The organism is Enterococcus sp. DIV1208, from assembly GCF_050530455.1.
Classification (GTDB): Bacteria; Bacillota; Bacilli; order Lactobacillales; family Enterococcaceae; genus Enterococcus_B; species Enterococcus_B hirae.
Genome location: NZ_CP172887.1, coordinates 1,548,377 through 1,566,389, shown reverse-complemented (window position 1 = coordinate 1,566,389; position 18,013 = coordinate 1,548,377). Strand labels below are relative to the sequence as shown.

Genomic DNA, 18,013 nt, shown 5'->3' with positions numbered 1-18,013 from the left:
TTTTAGAAATTAAGAAAACGATTACATTTTTTGGTATGATTCACATGTAAAGAATAAAAATGAAAAAGGCGGGTTGGATATGAAATTCAAAAAATTAGTAGCAAGTGCGACGCTTTTAGCTTCAGCAGCAGTTTTGTTTGCGGGATGTGGGAGTTCCTCAAATTCAGCAACGAAAGATGAAAATAAAATCAGTGTTTGGGCATGGGATGAAACGTTTAATATCAAAGCAGTCAATGAAGCAAAAAAAGTCTATGACAATAAAGATGTCGAAGTGGATGTCGTTACGATGTCACAAGATGATATCGTACAAAAGTTAAACACAGCATTAGCCAGTGGAAATACGGATGGATTACCGAATATCGTGTTGATTGAGGATTATCGTATTCAAGGTTATTTGAATTCTTATCCGGACGCATTTTCTGAGTTAACCGATATCGTAGATGAATCCAATTTTGCTTCGTATAAATTTGCGGTTAATAAGATCGATGATCAAATTTATGGCGTTCCATTTGATTCAGGTGTTACGGCTAATTTTTATCGAACAGATTTGTTAGAAGAAGCCGGTTACAGTCAAGCAGATATGCAGAATTTAAGTTGGGATGACTATTTACAAGTTGCTCGAGATGTTAAAGCAAAAACGGGTAAAAAAATTACTGAAGTGAATCCCTCAGATCTTGGACGTGTCCGTATGATTATGCAAGAAGCTGGTGAATGGTACACTTCAGAAGATGGAAAGACGGTTACGATCAAAGATAACCAATCATTGAAATATGGATTAAATCTATTTGCTACACTACTTAAAGAAGATCTAGTGGAACAAACTTCAGATTGGAATGCAGGTGTCACGGCCATTCAATCAGGGGCTGTTGCATCCAGTCCAATTGGTGCTTGGTATTCCTCAACGATCCAAGGTGCTGAAGATCAATCAGGGAAATGGGCAATTGCACCGACACCTTCATTACCTGCCAATATGCAAAAAGCACAAGCTTCTAATTTAGGCGGAGCTGGGTGGTATGTGATCAAAGGTGTTTCAGGCGAAGAAAATGCGAAAGACTTCTTGAAGAAGACCTTTGCGACTAACGAAGACTTGATGGGAACCTTAGCGAAAGAAATCGGGTTAGTTTCTACCATGTTAAGTGCAAAAGATCAACCAGCTTATCAAGAGTCTTCTGAATTCTATAGTGGTCAAAAGGTGTTTGAAGACTTTTCTAAATGGACAGCGGAAATTCCACAAGTTAATTATGGACAAGAAACCTATGCAATCGAAGCAGTTGTAGCAGAGTCATTACACCGAATCATCAATGGAGAAGATACTGATAAAGTCTTGGCAGATACGCAAAAACAAGTAGAAGCACAGTTAGCCAATTAAGCAGAGTGAAATGAATTGATTTAGAGGATCAAATTTGTGTTGGCTGGTGATTTTTGAACGGTCATCAGTCACACAAATTTGCTATCTATTAAAAATAGTTTCAATCAATACCGTAGAATTTTCGTGAGGACGCTGTCATTTACTCAGACAATTAGTTAAGAGGGAGGATTTGTGAGACGATCCTTAAATGACAGATAAAACGAAGATGAACGTAACGAAAGTGAGCAAAGCAGATGAAACAAAAAGATTTTTTCAAGAACGGAAATGCGTTTCTTGTTTTACCAGTTCTGATGATCTCGATCATGGTATTTATCCCAATGATTTTAGCGCTGATCACTTCATTTCAAAGTGGTCCCCCAGTTAATATGAGTTTTAATGGTTTGGGGAATTATCAACGCATGTTGAATGATGCGACCTTCAAAAAGGCTTTTTTTAACACCTTTTTATATTTATTGGTACAAGTACCGATTATGTTGTTTTTAGCTTTATTTGTCTCTAATTTATTAAATGATAAAAAGCTTAAAATGAAAGGATTCTTCCGGACAGCGATTTTTTTACCTTGTATCACATCCATGGTTAGCTATTCGCTTATTATGAAAAGCTTGTTTTCTCAATCGGGATTAGTGAATAATTTTTTGATGACGATCGGCTTGATCGATATGCCAATTGGCTGGCTGACTCATCCAGTTTGGGCGAAAGTATTAATCATCATTTCGATTACATGGCGTTGGACAGGTTATAACATGATTTTCTTTTTATCAGGAATGCAAAATATTGATCCGGCAATTTATGAAGCAGCAGAAATCGATGGCGCATCTAAGTGGCAACAATTGATCAAAGTCACGATTCCTAACTTAAAACCAATTATTTTGTTTACGTCAATCACATCAACGATCGGTACGTTGCAACTCTTTGATGAAGTACAAAATATTACGGGTGGTGGACCAGCAAATGCAACAACTACGCTATCTCAGTATATTTACAATTTAAGTTATAAATTTACACCGAATTTTGGTTATGCTGCGGCGGTTTCATTTGTGATCGTAGTCTTTATTGTACTGTTATCAATCATTCAAACGAAAGTCGGAGGTGAAAAAGCGTGATAGATCAAGCAGAAAACAAAGTACTTCTTAAAGAGAATGAAAAAAAAGCGACTAAAACATTCGATTGGTTAGCTGTTTTTAAATATGCCTCTTTGAGCGTGATTTCATTTATTTCGATTTTTCCTTTTGTTTGGATGATCTTAGGAATGACGAATACACCTATCGATATTACTGCCGGAAAATTAAAGATCGGTAGCCATTTAGTTGTCAACTTCCAGAATCTTTTTTCAAATGACTTAAACTTTGCACGCTCATTGTGGAATTCAGCTTTGATCGCTATTGTAACAACGGTCTTAGCTTTGTTGATTTCATCTATGGCTGGTTATGGGTTTGAGATCTATAAAAGTCGAAAAAAAGAACGATTATTTACGATTTTGCTTTTATCGATGATGGTTCCTTTTGCTGCATTGATGATTCCTTTATACCGCATGTTTTCTAACTTAAACGGAACGATCTTAGGGATTAATAGCTTCTTAGTCGTCATTTTGCCTTCAGTAAGTACAGCTTTTTTGATCTTCTTCTTTCGACAAAACGTTAAAGCGTTTCCTAAAGATTTAGTAGAAGCTGCACGTTTAGATGGATTAAAAGAATTAAGTATATTTTTCCGTGTCTACCTACCCACTGCTAAAAATACGTATGCAGCTGCTGCAATCATTACTTTTATGAGTAGTTGGAATAACTATCTTTGGCCTTTAGTTGCATTGCAATCACCAGATAAGCGTACGGTCCCATTAGTTTTATCTGCCATGGGAGCCTCTTATACACCAGATTACGGAATGATTATGGCCGGGCTTGTGATTGCAACATTGCCAACAGCTATCGTGTTCTTTGTTTTACAAAAACAATTTGTTCAAGGAATGATCGGTTCTGTCAAGTAAACGCGATTCGATGATAAAATTAGTTTGGTATAAACTTTAAATGTATAGGAAAAGCTGTCCCACTAAGGGAGAGCTTTTTTCTTTTTAAATAACATTTTATATTAAAAATATATTTATGGTTAATTATTTAAATAACTGTAATTATTATAGGTTGTAAGGATAAAAATTTATAAATATTATATTGTTGCTATTTATTTAGTTGTTATTTATAATTAAATTGTACAAAAGATAACGTTTTCTTAATGAATGAATCATTATTTTTTTCATAAAATAATTTTAAGGAGTGAGGTAAATGAAAAAATATGCGGTTAGTCTGTTGTTGTTTGTGTTTGGTATCTGTGTACTTTCAGCCAATGTTGGGGCGCAAGAAGTCACGTCAAAAGAGATTTTTAGTATTCCGGAGCCGACGTGGATCTTCAACTCAGGGATGAGTAAAGGGAAAAACCATGATCGTCAGGATCTAGGTTTTATCTTAAGCGAAAATACCGAATTGAGAATGAGACAGACAAATGCTCATTTCAAGAATAAGTTAAAATTGCGACTACTAGGAAACGATAAAAAGAATGAAAAAAGTATCGAAGTTGGATCTAATTGGGTAAGTATCCGTGCAGATGAGCCCTTGGTTCCATTTATTGATACACCGTACGGAGAAGGATCAGCACAGATCGAATACGAAGTGGTGACTTCCAAAGAAATGAAAGCGTTACCTGTTTATAAATATCATGGGAATGAGACCATGTTTTTTTCAATGTGGGATACGGAGGATGCAGAGTATGCGTTAATTCAAGGAGTAGATTTCCAATTACTCATGCCCAAATTGGACAAAGAACTAGTGAGAAACTTAAAAGATTTTCCATCAATTGATGCGTTGATTGGGTATCATCACGGTATTTTTGCTTTATTTAACGGTATCGCTGGTTTTGATGGTTCCGCACCAGAAAATCAGAACGGCGCGAATCGTTACTTTTTAAAGGCAGATGATTCTGGCGCAGGTGCTGCTTATTATGGGGGTGATTGGACAGCTAATAGTGAACCTACGACAGATATGTGGTTGAAAGAACTAAGTTGGGCAACATTACATGAAATTGCTCACGGTTATCAAGCTGGTTTTGATGGGCAAGATATGTATACTGGCGAAGTGTCAAATAATTTATTTGGGGTCCAATATCAGTATGAAAAATATGGAAAAAAAGCAGATGACATCGGTTGGTTGTTTAATTTAGGTAAAAAAGAAGAAGTCGAAAACAAGCTATATGATAAGTTGATCCGTGACGGAGACACTTACCATGATGTCGATGTGCGTGAACAACTGATTTTATTAACGATGTTCAAACAAAAAGCTGGAAATGACTCCTTCACTAAGATATATCAGGAATATCGTAAAATGGCTAATCAAAGTGATATCAAAGATTGGGAATATACATTACCTAATTTAATGAATCGTATCTACAGTGAAAATAGTAAGCAGGATTTTTCTGCTGCCTTAAAAAAACGTGGGTTGTATCTTGATGAATTTCAAGCAGAAAAAAATCGTGTGGCAGGTTATCCAGCTGTGGCTTCATTGGCAGATATTGTCTCTGAAAATGAGTTGGTGCGTGCACGTCAATTGATTGACCCAAACTATTTGATCAATTCTAATTTTGAATTGGTTACTAACGAAGAAATCGCCTCTCTAGGGTTGGTTGGTGATTTGACCATTGAAATTCTTCCTAGCGATTTGAGTAACTTTGAAGGGCTCACAGTTGAATTAAAAGATGGAGCAACTATTATAGCGAGTCAACCAGTACAACAAAAAATGACATTCAAAAATATTCCTAACGGGGTCTATCATTTAGAATTTTCTGGTGAACAAATGAAGTATTATTTACCAAGCGAAAATTATGTTTATGTAAAGGAAACCCAAAACCATGCTTCTCTTTCATTAATCAAAGCTGATATCAGTAAGTTAGCCGATGAAGATCTTATCTTTTATGGTTTTAGTGATCAATGGTCAGGCTCATTAAGAACGAATTTGAATTCAAGAGAAGCAACACTTACCTTAAATATACCAAAACCTCATTATTTATTTAAAGATGAACTCTATGTAAAAGTGACCATCAAATCTCAGGATGGCAAAATTAGGTATGAAAAATCGATTAATGGAGACATACCTGAACGATTCACCGATGACCATTTGTTGCTTGAGATAGGAGATAGCATAGAAATCTACCATGCAGAAGCAAGAAATCGTTTGAAAGGTCCAGAAAATCTTATTGATCGTGGACAAAATACTAACCACTGGCTAGTTACGGAACATGGGTTAAAACACCTTGGATTAAACAATAATCCAGAAAAAGATCTTATGAAAAAAATTGAAAAATTAGGGAATTCATTAGTAAAAGCTGAGGGTATTAAACCGATGGCGTGGGAAAGATCAATGGCTAAAAAACAATTATGGACAGCCATACAATCTCTATCTCCAAAAGATACAGAACATTATATGTCCCAATATTATGTTTTGTTTAAATAGCATATGATGAGAAGTCAAAATTATCGAATTGATCGTCTTTAGCAAAAAACTTAGCACCTTAGAGGTTGAGACGAAAGTGTTAATTATCAAGCACCAAAAAAATTCCGGAACTTGCCAAGAAACACAAACGCTAGTTTTTTCTGTCGATTGTTATCTACTTGGTGCTTCTCAAATTCTTGATTAATTTCGGCTTATCTTTCGAAAATGCTGCTTTTATCTCGTCGTGAACAAGAGCTCTTTAAACTCCGTTTATTCATTTTTAGATATACTAGAAGATACTGGGACAAAAAAGTTGTCTCAGTATCTTCTTTTGTTTTATCACAAGCGTTTGGTTTTAGTGATGTAATACAAATAAGACCAGTATAAAATATTAGCTAAATGGCTATGCTAGTATAAATGACTTGAATGATCCTAAGATTTACTCAAGAATTTTTTAAAAGAGCTTCTTTTATATAACAAATACTTTTTTTTTGATATAAAAATGGTTACGCTTTCATTAGAATAGAAATATCAAATAAAGGAGTGAGTAGAATGAAAAATAAATGTTGCATGATTACTTTGGCTTCTATTTTATTGTTAGGATGTGCTACACCAAGTATCGTTTACGGAAAGGAACAAGAGGGACTATTGGCAAGAACAAGCCTTGCATCTGTTTCTCAATCCCTCAACAAAGGAAACGAGGGGCAAGTAAAAACAACAACACTTGGACTATCTGACGATGAGCAAGCGATCATTCAAGCAATCGGTAAAGGCAAGAATTTCAAGGGAAAACTTTATTTAAATTATATCCGAGATAAAATAACTGAAGTTTTCAAAGAGTATAATGGAGATATTTTTAAACTTCTAAGTGAATTCTCTTCGTTGATATCAGACCAAATTTCAGAAGTGAATGTAAAAGAACGCTTTGATGTTAGTCCAGGAGTAATCAAACGTTTGATTACAATCAGTGCGATGTATGACATTGCTTTTGCAAAAGACAGTTGTTTTATGAGCTTGCTTGGTGCAGCGAATGATGGAACGGCACCTGCTGAGCCTACAGGTTTTTATCCTAATACCACTCAATTAGAAGGAACGACCGTAAATAAGCAAGATGGAAAATTAATGACGTTGAAATCTTATTATGTGGATCAAAAATCAGATGTAACGGTGATGATTCATGGTGGTTTTCGAGGAAATTGGAATTTAGGGACAGTAACGGATGAGTATAATATCTTTTACAATGCGGGCTATAATTTATTATTTGTAGACCCTCGTGCCACTGGAAACAGTGGGGGCGATTATGTCACTTATGGACAATATGAGTCAGATGATGTGCTCTATTGGATCAATCGAGAAGTAGGAACTAAGCCGACTCAAAAGATTTTACTTTATGGTGGCTCAATGGAGGCTGCAGCTATGATGTCAACATTAGCTAAGGATATCCCAGCAAACGTAAAAGGAATCATCGAGAATTGCGGATTTAAATCAATTGATGAACAACTTAGATACACCTACAAAAATACCGTAGCGCCTTTATTAGGTTCAATATTTGGGGAAGAATTTGACATTGTAGCAGACGAAGAACATGAAGATCTATATATGGGATTGTTGAAAGAGTATTACTTTGACCAAGAATTAAAAATGAATGTGAATGAAAATCTACCTGAAATTGGTATGGCCACAACGATCCCCAAATTGATCATTCACGGAGATGCTGATCAAGTAGTTCCTCATGAAAATGCGGATGAACTCTATGATCTTTCCGGGGGCTATAAAGTCAAGTTGATTGTAGCAGGAGCTGGACATGGGGAAGCCCAATCAGTTGATCCCGTAGCGTATCAAACATATGTCACTAATTTTCTAAATTATCTTTTTGGAAGTCAAAGACATTAAGAAAAAATGATTGATCTTTCTGAGGAATGGGACGAAGTTTGACACGATCGAGAGAGTAGCGCCACGCATAATTAGGTTGATGAAATAAGCCGAAGAATCTAAAATCATTTCCTTGATTTTAGTGTTCTTCGGCTTGTTTTTACTACATTTACTCAAACCACAAGCAGTTACAAATACATACATGAAAGTATTGAACCTATCTGATCTCGATCAAGATAAATGGAGAACGACTTAGTAGTTAAGGCATTTTCAGACTAATGAATGGGCATAGTGGATACTTTTGTATTCTTTTGGGGTACAGCCGGCGACCTTTTTGAACACTTGAATAAAATGACTTTGACTAGAATAAGCAAGCAAGTGACTGATTTCATCGTAAGAATGATCTGTAAACAATAACAAATGTTTTGCTTCGGTTATCTTTTTTTCTTGAATGTATCCGTGAATGGTAATCCCCATTTCTTTTTTGAAGTGGCTGCAAATATGTGCTTTATGTTTTTCAGTGATGGCAGCTAACTCGTCGACGGTGATGCGTTCGTATAAATGATTATTAATGTGGTTGACAATCGTTTTTACTAACATGGATTTTTGAGCTAAAGGAAAATTATGAAGCAGTTCCATAAAACGGAAGGTTGCTTCTTTCATATATTGCAGACATTCTTTGACTGAGTGGATATAAATCAGTCCCTGAATCAAAGAGTCGGACAGACCAAAGGCTTGATTGATCGGTACGCCTTCTTCAATACTCATTCTGGTGACGATGGCTACGAATGAGGCAAATTTAAGTTTCAACCCTTCCAATTCAAAGGGGGATAAAGAGACTTTATAGGTTTCTTTCATTTTATTGAAGACCCAAATGACTTTTTCAGGTTCGTTTCGTTTGATGTAATCTAGATACCGTAATTCAAAATGATACGAATCGAAGGTTTCTTTGTGGATCCGTCGATCATAAAGATTATTTTCCAGGCTGTAATCAGTGGATAGATTTTTTTTATTTTTATCTTGTTGAAAGTACCAAATAAATTCTTCCTTTTTGGTTGGCCGCTGAGTCAGAATCGTGTGTAATAGTTGGATATATTCTTCAAATGAATACTTGTCTTCTTTGGAATAATGAATATTATAATGGTACTCATGTCCCATAAAAAACAAGAGGTTTCTTTTGAACCGATAATACCGCAAGGGCCAATGATCATCTGATATTCCTTTTGATCAGATTTAAAACAAAAATAGCCGTATAAATAGGATGTTGTATGGTAAAGCTGGATCTGCTCTGTTTTTCTAAATGGAAAATAGGTACTGATCGTGATTGGTAAGTCTTCTAAATTTTTTGGATGGATGAGATATCCGTTTTCATCAAATAATAGCATCGGAATCAGATATTTTCGGTACAATAAATCCATAGTTATTTTAATCGTATCGGTAGTCATAATGTAAATACTCCTTGTGACGAATTCTTTCTTTTTATTTTACACGAATAAATTTTGTATAGCGCGAATATTTTGGTATAAACGCTAATATTTTTATATAAAAATCGTTTTTTATTCTTTATAATCTGTTATATAAAGCGGTTACAAATGAGGCGCCGATGGAAGCAGATCAGTTACAAGCTTTGTTTGATCGATTATCTGTTCAGGAAAAAATCGCACAAATGATCCAACTGAATGGAAGTATTCTATCAGAAAATGATGTGATGAATACTGGGCCAATGGAAGAATTAGGATTACCTCAAGAGTTAGATGTATTTGAGATTGGCTCTATTTATAATATCAACGATCATCAAAAATTAAAAGAACTACAAACAAAAGTTTTAGCAAAAAGTAAACACAAGATACCCATGTTGTTTATGTCAGATGTCATCTATGGGTTTCGGACAATTTTCCCCATACCTCTAGCTCAAGCTGGTTCTTACGATTTTGAGCTAATTCAACAAGCAGCTAAGTTAACAGCAGAAGAAAGTTATTTAAATGGCTTACATGTCTTGTTTTCACCAATGTTAGATTTAGCGCGTGATCCACGTTGGGGGAGGGTTATGGAATCTCCAGGCGAAGATGTTTATACGGCGAAAGAGTTTGCAAAAAGTATCGTCAATGGTTATCAGGGAGATAGTGAGACAAAAATTCCAGAAAAACATGTAGCCGCATGTCTGAAGCACTTTGCAGCTTATGGAGCACCGGAAGCAGGACGGGAATATCAAGCTGTAGATATGTCCCATAAACGGCTTTTCAATGAATATCTACAGCCTTATCAAGCAGCAATTGAAGCAAAATGTGAATTAGTAATGACTGCTTTTAATTTGTTGAATGGAGTTCCTGCAACTGGAAATGAATGGTTGAATCGAGAGATTTTACGTTCTCGCTTTGGTTTTGATGGCGTATTAGTTTCAGACTATGCAGCAATCAAAGAACTGATTCCTCACGGGTATGCCAAAGACGAAATAGATGCAGCCAAAAAGGCACTCATTGCAGGTGTTGATTTAGACATGATGACTTCGATTTATGCCAATCACCTGTCTGAATTAGTACAAGAGCCACGATTTATGCAACTTCTCGATGAAGCGGTGTGGCGTATTTTAATGTTAAAAAATAAATTGGGCTTATTTGAAAATCCTTATCGTGGCTTGGAAGAAGTGAATACTGGAGAAATCTTAACCGAAAAAGCTAAAGAAGCAGCAGTCGAGTTGGTTGAAAAAAGTTGTGTTCTTTTAAAAAATAATGACACACTTCCATTAGTACCAAATCAAAAAATTGCTGTGATCGGTCCATACGGCGAAAGTCCTCTCACTTTAGGTTTTTGGGCTTCAGTCAGCGGAAAGCCACAAGATACGGTTACTTTGAAGGAAGGATTGAGTCGCCATTTTGCGACAGATCACTTAATGTTTGCTAAAGGATACAATTTATTCGATTCTTATGATGGGTTTGGACCTCTGAAAAAAGGAATGGAATTATTGAATGGGCCAATTGCAGAAGAGGAATCATTAATGGAAGAAGCTTACCAGATTTCTCAAAAGGCTGATGTGATTGTATTAACATTTGGCGAACAATTTCTCGAAAGTGGTGAAGGAGCTTCTAAAGCTCACTTACAGATTTCAAAAAAACAACAACGTTTGATCAAAAAATTACATGAATTAAATAAACCAATTATAGGCGTACTATATACCGGTCGACCGCTAGTCATAACGGATATAGAAAAATATTTCGATAGTTTATTACTTGTCTGGTTTCCTGGAACGATGGGTGGGATCGGAATCGCTAATTTACTTGCTGGTAAAGTCAGTCCTTCTGCTCGTCTATCGATGACGTTTCCTAGAAGTGAAGGACAACTACCGATTTATTATGCTCAGACCTCCACAGGCAGACCAATATCAACAAGCAATCATTCTGAGCGTTTTGTCTCAAAATATATCGATGAATCCAATGATCCGCTATTCAAATTTGGAGCGGGAATGAGTTACGCCTCATTCGAAAGTCAATTACTGAGAAGTGAGCAAAAAGACCAATTTATTGAGATCAATTATTTAGTGAAAAATCGATCGGATGTTTCAGCAGAAACTGTGACACATCTTTATCTTCATCAAGAATATGCTTCGATTGTCCAACCGGAAAAACGATTGGTCAGCAGTCAGCGAATCTATTTAGAAGCAAATCAAGAAAAGCAAGCAAGAATCAATATTCCAATTTCTGACTTAGCTATCTTTGATAATAATGGAAATAGTTGGATAGAAGAAGGTGTCTACCATTTTTATTTAAATGTCGACGGGTTAGAAAGTGTTACCACATGGGAATATAAACAATAGGGGGATTACGATGGAAAAATTAGAAGCGTTTTTAGGAAGTAAGTTATTACCATTATCGCAAAAATTACAACAAAATAAAGTGTTAGCTGCTTTGATGGAAGGGTTTATTCGTACGAGTCCAATCACTTTGGGGATTGCGCTGATTACGATCGTAGGGAACTTCCCAATTCCTGGTTGGATCGATTATTTGACTTCATTAGGTATTTACCCACATGTAGAAGCTATTACAAATGGTGCAACTGGGGTATTTTCATTGTATGTCGTTTATAGTCTGGCTTTTTCTTATGCAAAACAACTGGGGACGAATGAGCGAAACGCAGCCATTATTTCTTTAGCTAGTTTTGTGATGTTGATGCCTCAAACTGTCGCAACAATGGCTATGCAAAATGGAGAGGCTGTAGACTCTACGATTGCAGCATTACGCTTAGATTTCTTAGGCGGACAAGGCTTGTTTATTGGAATGATCGTTGCGTTAGTGGTTACTCAACTTTATGCTTATCTATCGAAAAAAAATATTGTGCTTAAATTACCAGATAGCGTACCTCCGATGGTTACGCAATCATTGGCACCGGTCTTTGTTGTAACAATCATCTTTGTCTTTGTATTTATTCTGCGTATCTTATTTGGTTTGACAAAATCTGGCTCGATTTTCCAATTCTTTATCGATGTGATCAATGCACCGCTTAACGCGTTGGTTGCTAGTCCATTATCAATTATTATTATCATGGAAGTATTAGCTGTCCTTTGGTTCTTTGGAATTCACAACGCAGTTTTACAAGGACCATTAGGAGCAATCAGTATGACGATGGTTGTCTCAAATATCGCAGCTTTCCAAAAAAATGAAGCTTTGCCTTACTTGATTCCTTCTGTGATCTACATGGGAATGTACGCTGCAGGCTTCATGGGATTTGTGACGTTCTTTATGATTCGTAGTAAATCTGCCAAAATGAAACAACTTGGGAAATTATCCGTGATTCCTGCCATTTTCAACATTACGGAACCCTTGATGTTTGGTATGCCGATTATTTTAAACCCATTGTTTTTCATTCCACAAGTCTTTACACAGTTGATCGCAGGCTTTGTGACGTGGGGATTAACCACAACCATTTTACCGATTTCATTGAACCCAATGATAAGTTTATTGCCTTGGACGACACCAACTTTTGTTAAGATGCCACTTTCTGGTGGAATAAATTATACAATCTTGATGGTTATTTGCATGGGTATCGGGATCTTGATGTGGTATCCATTTATCAAGATTGCTGACAAAAAAGAGTATGAATTAGAATTAAAAGCAGAAGCCGAAGCTAAGGAAGCAAAAGAAAAGATGGCTGGTGTGATTGCAGAAGAAGTTCAAGCATAATGGAGGAGAGCAAATGGTCGTTTTAGGGATTGATATTGGAGGGACGATGATCAAGACCGCTCTGATTTCTCAGAATGAAGTTTCTTTTAAAAAGCGTTTTCCAACACCTTCAGACAAAGAGCAATTTCAACGATTATTATCACAAATGATTCGTGACTATCAAGAGATCCAATCATTCCATAAAATTGCTTTTTCAGTACCTGGATCGGTTGATCAGTCTGGGACAGTTCGCTTCGGCGGTGCTGTTCCTTATCTGGATCAACTCCAATTGCAATCGTTTTTAGAGTTGGAGAATTTCGAAGTGTTCGTTGAAAATGATGCCAAAGCTGCTACTTCCTGTGAAATGAAATATGGCAATTTAAAAGGGATCCAACAAGCCGCAGCAATTATTTTGGGAACTGGAGTTGGCATGGGCATTTGTATCAATGGACAGCTTTATAAAGGAACGCACATGCAAGCCGGTGAAATTAGCTTTATGATCCGTGATCGTCAGATTACTGGTCAAGACTCGTTTGTAGGTATGGGACTGTCGGCTGTTTGGTTGATCAAACAATTAGCTGAATTATTAAAAGTAGACGACGAGGGCGAACAGGTCTTTGCTGCCTTAAAAGACAGTGAGAATGAGTCAGCCAAAGCTTTATTTCATGATTATTGTAAACAGGTTGCTTTTCTTTGTTTCAATGTTCAAACGCTGCTAGATGTTGAAGAGATCGTCATTGGTGGAGGAATCAGTCAACAAGAATATTTGGTCCAGACGATTCAACAAGCTTATCGAGAGCTGTTTACAGTAGCGCCAATCATCAAAAAAACATTACAACCAATGACGATTGAAGCAGCAAAATTTCAAGCAGACGCCAATTTAATTGGTGCGGCCATAAAGGAGAATGAAGATGAAAAATAAATTTCCAACAGATTTTTTATGGGGAGCTTCTACCAGTGCTTATCAAGTAGAAGGCGCTTGGAATGAAGAGGGGAAAGAACCATCTGTTCAGGATATCAAGTCTATCCCAGAAGGAACGACTGATTTTAAAGTTGCCTCTGACCACTACCATCGATTGGAAGAAGATGTCCGTTTATTTAAAGAGTTAGGACTAAAAGCTTATCGTTTTTCGATTTCATGGAGTCGTGTAATGCCTAATGGAAAAGTGAATCCAGCTGGTATTGCTTTTTACAAACGTTTGATTGAGTTATTGAAAGAAAATGATATCCAACCAATCGTAACTGTTTTCCATTTTGATTTGCCTGCGTCCATTGCCGAAAAAGGTGGTTGGGAAAATAGAGAAACGATTCAAGCTTTTGCGGATTATTGTCAGGTATTATTTGACCATTTTGGGCAAGATGTTCCACTTTGGCAAACAATCAATGAACAAAATGTCATGGCATTGGCTGGTTCTGTAATTGGGACAAGTAATAAAAGTATGAAAGAAAAATTCCAAGAAAACCATCATATGTTAGTCGCACAAGCCCTCGTGACCAGTAATTACCACAAAGGGAATTATAACGGCAAAATTGGACCAGCACCTAACATCGCCAGTGTGTATCCTGCTTCAGATAAACCAGAGGATCAGATGGCCGCTTTATATATGAGTGCGCTTAGAAATTGGCTCTTTTTAGATGTTGCTGTTTTTGGGAAGTACAATCATAATGCTTGGCACTTATTAGAGAAGATTGGTGCGGCACCAGTGATTACTGCAGAAGATCAAACGATTTTAGCAGAAGGAACAGGAGACTACATTGCTTTTAACTACTATAATACAATGACCGTCTCCAGTTATTTTGCTAAAGAACAAAAAATAGATCAGCAATCCGGTTTTGGGATTCCAGGATTCTTTCAAACAGTCGAAAATCCACATTTACCAATGACGGAATTTGGCTGGCCTATTGATCCAGAAGGGTTTCGTTTTACTTTAAATGAAATTTATTCTCGCTATCGCTTACCACTCTTGGTGACAGAAAATGGGATCGGTGCATCAGAACAACTCATTGACGGGAAAATCCATGATGATTATCGAATTGATTATTTACATCAACACATCCAGCAAATGGCTTTAGCGATTGAAGATGGCGTTGAGGTGATCGGTTATTGCCCATGGAGTGCGATTGATTTGATCAGTACCCATGAAGGAATCAATAAAAGGTACGGATTTATCTATGTCAATCGGACCGATGAAGAGTTACTCGATTTAGCACGGTATAAAAAGGATAGCTTTTATTGGTATCAACAAGTGATTGAGGAAAATGGCTTAGGAGAATGAAGCAATGAGAACAAAAGAAATTATTTTTGATCGCAAGGCAAATACCGGTCTCAAGCTTTACTTACAAGAAGAATTGTTTGAATCGCAGCCAATCGAACAACGTCCGTTTATTTTAGTAATTCCTGGGGGTGGGTATTCTTTTTGTAGTGAAAGAGAAGGGGAACCGATCGCATTAAGCTTTCTGTCAAAGGGCTATCATGCAGGTGTTTTACATTATCATGTAGGAGAACATCGTCATTTTCAAAAAGCATTGTCTGATGGACAAAAAGCAATGGAATTACTTCAAGAATGTGCGGAAGAATGGCAGATTGATCGTCATAAGATTGCGGTCATTGGCTTTTCAGCAGGTGGGCATTTAGCAGCAGCCATGTCGACAATGTTAGCGACTAAACCCGCTCTATGTTTATTAGGTTATCCAGCTATCCTCGCTTCTTTTTCAGAGGTCATGGGTATTTCGGCTCCTTCTTTTGAAGAATGCGTGACGAGTGATACGCCGCCGACGTTTTTATTCTCCACATTTGAAGATTCGATCGTTCCTATCGAAAATTCCTTACTATATTTACGTGCGTTAGAAGAAAATGATGTTCCTTTTGAATCACATATTTTTCAAAAAGGACCTCATGGACTTTCTTTGGCAACTAAGTGGTACCGCACATCTGATGAAGTGACAGACGAACGTTTTGCTCGCTGGTTTCCATTTGCGATGGAATGGATGGAATCACAGTGGGAAGAACAAGAAAAAGGCAACGAATTATCGACCAGAGAGATCATCGACATACCGATTTTTCAACTCGTAAAAGAGTCAGAAAATCAGCAAGTTCTCCAACGATTTTTCCCTGGCTGGCAAGATCCTAGTCGTTTCAAATTAGTAAAAAGACTTAATTTAAAGCAATTGCGGCGAATGATTCCAGATCAAATGACGAATGAACGATTTGAACAATTGATCGATGGATTGAATCGACCAAAGGAGGAGCATTGAATGCAAGCTTACCTTGTCCATGAAAGTTATAAAGCGACCAATCGTCTGACGGCTGAACAGCCTCAGGAACTTACGGAGTTAACTTTTTATAAGAACAGTAAAAATGCTTGTCAGTTACTACTTCATGACGGGCGAAAAAACCATTTCGTACTATCGAATGAATTTTCGATACCAGATGCTATTGAGATACCGATTTATCGTATCGCTATCGAATCCTCGTTACCAGTAAAAGCTCAATTTATTGACTATTATTTAGGCAACGAAGATATATTGTATGCTGATAAGTTGTTAGAACAAACAGTGAAAACTTATTCAGGCGATCGTTATGCGCCAATTTATCTGGAATTTCCTTTGGATACTGAAATCAAGTCTGGCAGCTATTCACTAGAAATAACAGTTTACCGTTCATATTTGACAGCCGGTGACGAAGAAGTAGTGACGAAAAAATTAATGATTGACGTTTCAGATTATTGTTTTCCAGATAACGTGACTCAGAAATTTAATTTGGACATCTGGCAACAACCGTCTAATTTAGCGAGAAGTTTTCAAGTCCCACTTTGGAGTGAGACTCATTTCCGATTGATTCGCGAAATGGCTGCCAGTTTAGCAGCTATTGGGCAAAAATCGGTAACGGTTATCGCAGGCGAGATCCCTTGGAAAGGTTGGTTCAATTATATCGTCAAAGACTATCCAGCGAATCTCTATGAGTATTCAATGATCAAAGTCAAGAAGGATCTCAAAGGAGAATTGACGTGTGATTTCACCATTTTAGATCGCTATCTTCAAACGATGGCAGAAGCAGGTATCGATCAAGAAATCAACGTCTTTGGTTTGTTAGGTGTGTGGCAAGTACCATTCTTCCCATTGATCCAACAGTTAGATTACCCTGAAAAAATTGTGGTTCGCTATTTTGATGAAGTCTTGCAAAATATCGGATTCATCGAAAACAAAAATGAATTGAAGTCCTATTTCAACCAATTATTTGAGCATTTCAAAGAGATTGGGGTATGGGACAAAGTCAGGATTATCTCTGATGAGCCGAAGATTCACGAAATAGACACCTTTAAAGCTTCATTAGCAGAATTAAAGTCAGTGGATACTAGTGTTCAGATAAAAGTCGCTTTTGATAAAGAAAACGTCTTGGAACAATTGCTGCCAGATGTCGATTTTCCGGTCACTTCTTTTTATTGTACGTGCAACCATTATCAGCAGTTAACACAAAGCCATCCAGGAAAGACACAATATTATATTTGTAATTATCCTGATCGTCCGAATACCTTTTTACACAGCTCATTACTAGAGACTCGTATCCAAGGAATTTTAGCGCATTGCTTCAAAACAGATGGTATGCTGCGTTGGGCATATAATTGCTGGCCAGAAAATGTGCGAGAAGATATCCGCTATAATACTAGTTCGTTACCGATCGGTGATACTTGTCTCATTTATCCTAGCTATTCTGGACAGTTATTGTTGTCTTTACGTTACAAACAATTGCAAAGAGGAATTGAAGATTTTTACCTGGTCAAAGAAGCAGTGAAAAAGAATCCGATTGTCACACAACAATTGTTAGATGCATTTCTAGGCAGCAGTGAACCAAAAGAATGGATGAAAGATAGCCACACAAGCAACCAACGTTTGTTTAATCAACAGGCAGACGAATACGAAGCATTTCGAAAACAATTGATTGCTTCCTTGTCTTAGAGCTGAGTACTTGTTTTGTGGTTACTTCCCACAGGTGAAACAAGAAGAGACTCTTAGTTCCAGACGCTTTTTGATCACCTTGCTAAATAACATGCCTTTCTTTTAAAATCAAGCCCCAAAATTTGAAAAGTTCGTTCTGATTTTTCATTCTTGATTTGAGACATTGTTGCTTATAACATAAAGAGAAGCCAAAG

General features: G+C 36.9%; 11 protein-coding genes and 1 pseudogene. 11 read left to right on the top strand and 1 reads right to left on the bottom strand.

Going from position 1 to position 18,013, the window contains the following annotated elements; translation table 11 throughout:
* The first annotated feature begins 79 nt into the window (after positions 1 to 79).
* From IGK91_RS07265 to IGK91_RS07245, 5 genes and pseudogenes are all read left to right on the top strand, one after another.
* A complete protein-coding gene (locus IGK91_RS07265) occupies positions 80 to 1,369 on the top strand; it encodes an ABC transporter substrate-binding protein (protein WP_010737704.1) in 1,290 nt (429 codons plus the stop codon).
* A 233-nt stretch (positions 1,370 to 1,602) separates the two neighbouring features.
* Positions 1,603 to 2,472 carry a carbohydrate ABC transporter permease gene (locus IGK91_RS07260; RefSeq protein ID WP_010719005.1) on the top strand — a complete coding sequence of 290 codons (870 nt, stop codon included), beginning with the start codon at positions 1,603 to 1,605 and terminating at the stop codon, positions 2,470 to 2,472.
* Positions 2,469 to 3,350 carry a carbohydrate ABC transporter permease gene (locus IGK91_RS07255; RefSeq protein ID WP_010719006.1) on the top strand — a complete coding sequence of 294 codons (882 nt, stop codon included), beginning with the start codon at positions 2,469 to 2,471 and terminating at the stop codon, positions 3,348 to 3,350. The genes IGK91_RS07260 and IGK91_RS07255 overlap by 4 nt, the downstream gene beginning before the upstream one ends.
* Positions 3,351 to 3,642: 292 nt before the next feature.
* On the top strand, positions 3,643 to 5,859 hold the full coding sequence (locus IGK91_RS07250; protein WP_081123291.1) for a putative mucin/carbohydrate-binding domain-containing protein: 2,217 nt from the start codon (positions 3,643 to 3,645) through the stop codon (positions 5,857 to 5,859).
* 741 nt (positions 5,860 to 6,600) lie between these two features.
* Positions 6,601 to 7,722 (top strand): annotated as a pseudogene (locus IGK91_RS07245) (alpha/beta hydrolase); the annotation flags it as partial.
* A gap of 258 nt (positions 7,723 to 7,980) precedes the next feature.
* Here the strand turns inward: IGK91_RS07245 and IGK91_RS07240 are convergent.
* Positions 7,981 to 8,868 (bottom strand): helix-turn-helix domain-containing protein, encoded by an 888-nt coding sequence (locus tag IGK91_RS07240; protein WP_228022456.1) that lies wholly within the window; start codon positions 8,866 to 8,868, stop codon positions 7,981 to 7,983.
* 445 nt (positions 8,869 to 9,313) lie between these two features.
* Here IGK91_RS07240 and IGK91_RS07235 point away from each other — a divergent pair, with 445 nt between their 5' ends.
* Genes IGK91_RS07235 through IGK91_RS07210 form a run of 6 tightly spaced genes read left to right on the top strand, consistent with a single transcriptional unit; the run spans position 9,314 to position 17,819 of the window.
* Positions 9,314 to 11,521 carry a glycoside hydrolase family 3 N-terminal domain-containing protein gene (locus IGK91_RS07235; RefSeq protein ID WP_430605271.1) on the top strand — a complete coding sequence of 736 codons (2,208 nt, stop codon included), beginning with the start codon at positions 9,314 to 9,316 and terminating at the stop codon, positions 11,519 to 11,521.
* Between the two features lie 10 nt (positions 11,522 to 11,531).
* The gene (locus tag IGK91_RS07230) at positions 11,532 to 12,884 is read left to right on the top strand and encodes a PTS sugar transporter subunit IIC (RefSeq protein WP_010737699.1); all 1,353 of its coding nucleotides are present in this window, start codon (positions 11,532 to 11,534) and stop codon (positions 12,882 to 12,884) included.
* A gap of 13 nt (positions 12,885 to 12,897) precedes the next feature.
* The gene (locus IGK91_RS07225; RefSeq protein ID WP_081123288.1) at positions 12,898 to 13,785 is read left to right on the top strand and encodes an ROK family protein; all 888 of its coding nucleotides are present in this window, start codon (positions 12,898 to 12,900) and stop codon (positions 13,783 to 13,785) included.
* Positions 13,775 to 15,139 (top strand): glycoside hydrolase family 1 protein, encoded by a 1,365-nt coding sequence (locus IGK91_RS07220; RefSeq protein ID WP_034867044.1) that lies wholly within the window; start codon positions 13,775 to 13,777, stop codon positions 15,137 to 15,139. Before IGK91_RS07225 ends, IGK91_RS07220 begins: the two co-directional genes overlap by 11 nt.
* Positions 15,140 to 15,143: 4 nt before the next feature.
* Positions 15,144 to 16,118 carry an alpha/beta hydrolase gene (locus tag IGK91_RS07215; RefSeq protein ID WP_081123287.1) on the top strand — a complete coding sequence of 325 codons (975 nt, stop codon included), beginning with the start codon at positions 15,144 to 15,146 and terminating at the stop codon, positions 16,116 to 16,118.
* On the top strand, positions 16,119 to 17,819 hold the full coding sequence (locus IGK91_RS07210; protein WP_081123286.1) for a DUF4091 domain-containing protein: 1,701 nt from the start codon (positions 16,119 to 16,121) through the stop codon (positions 17,817 to 17,819).
* Positions 17,820 to 18,013 lie beyond the last annotated feature (194 nt).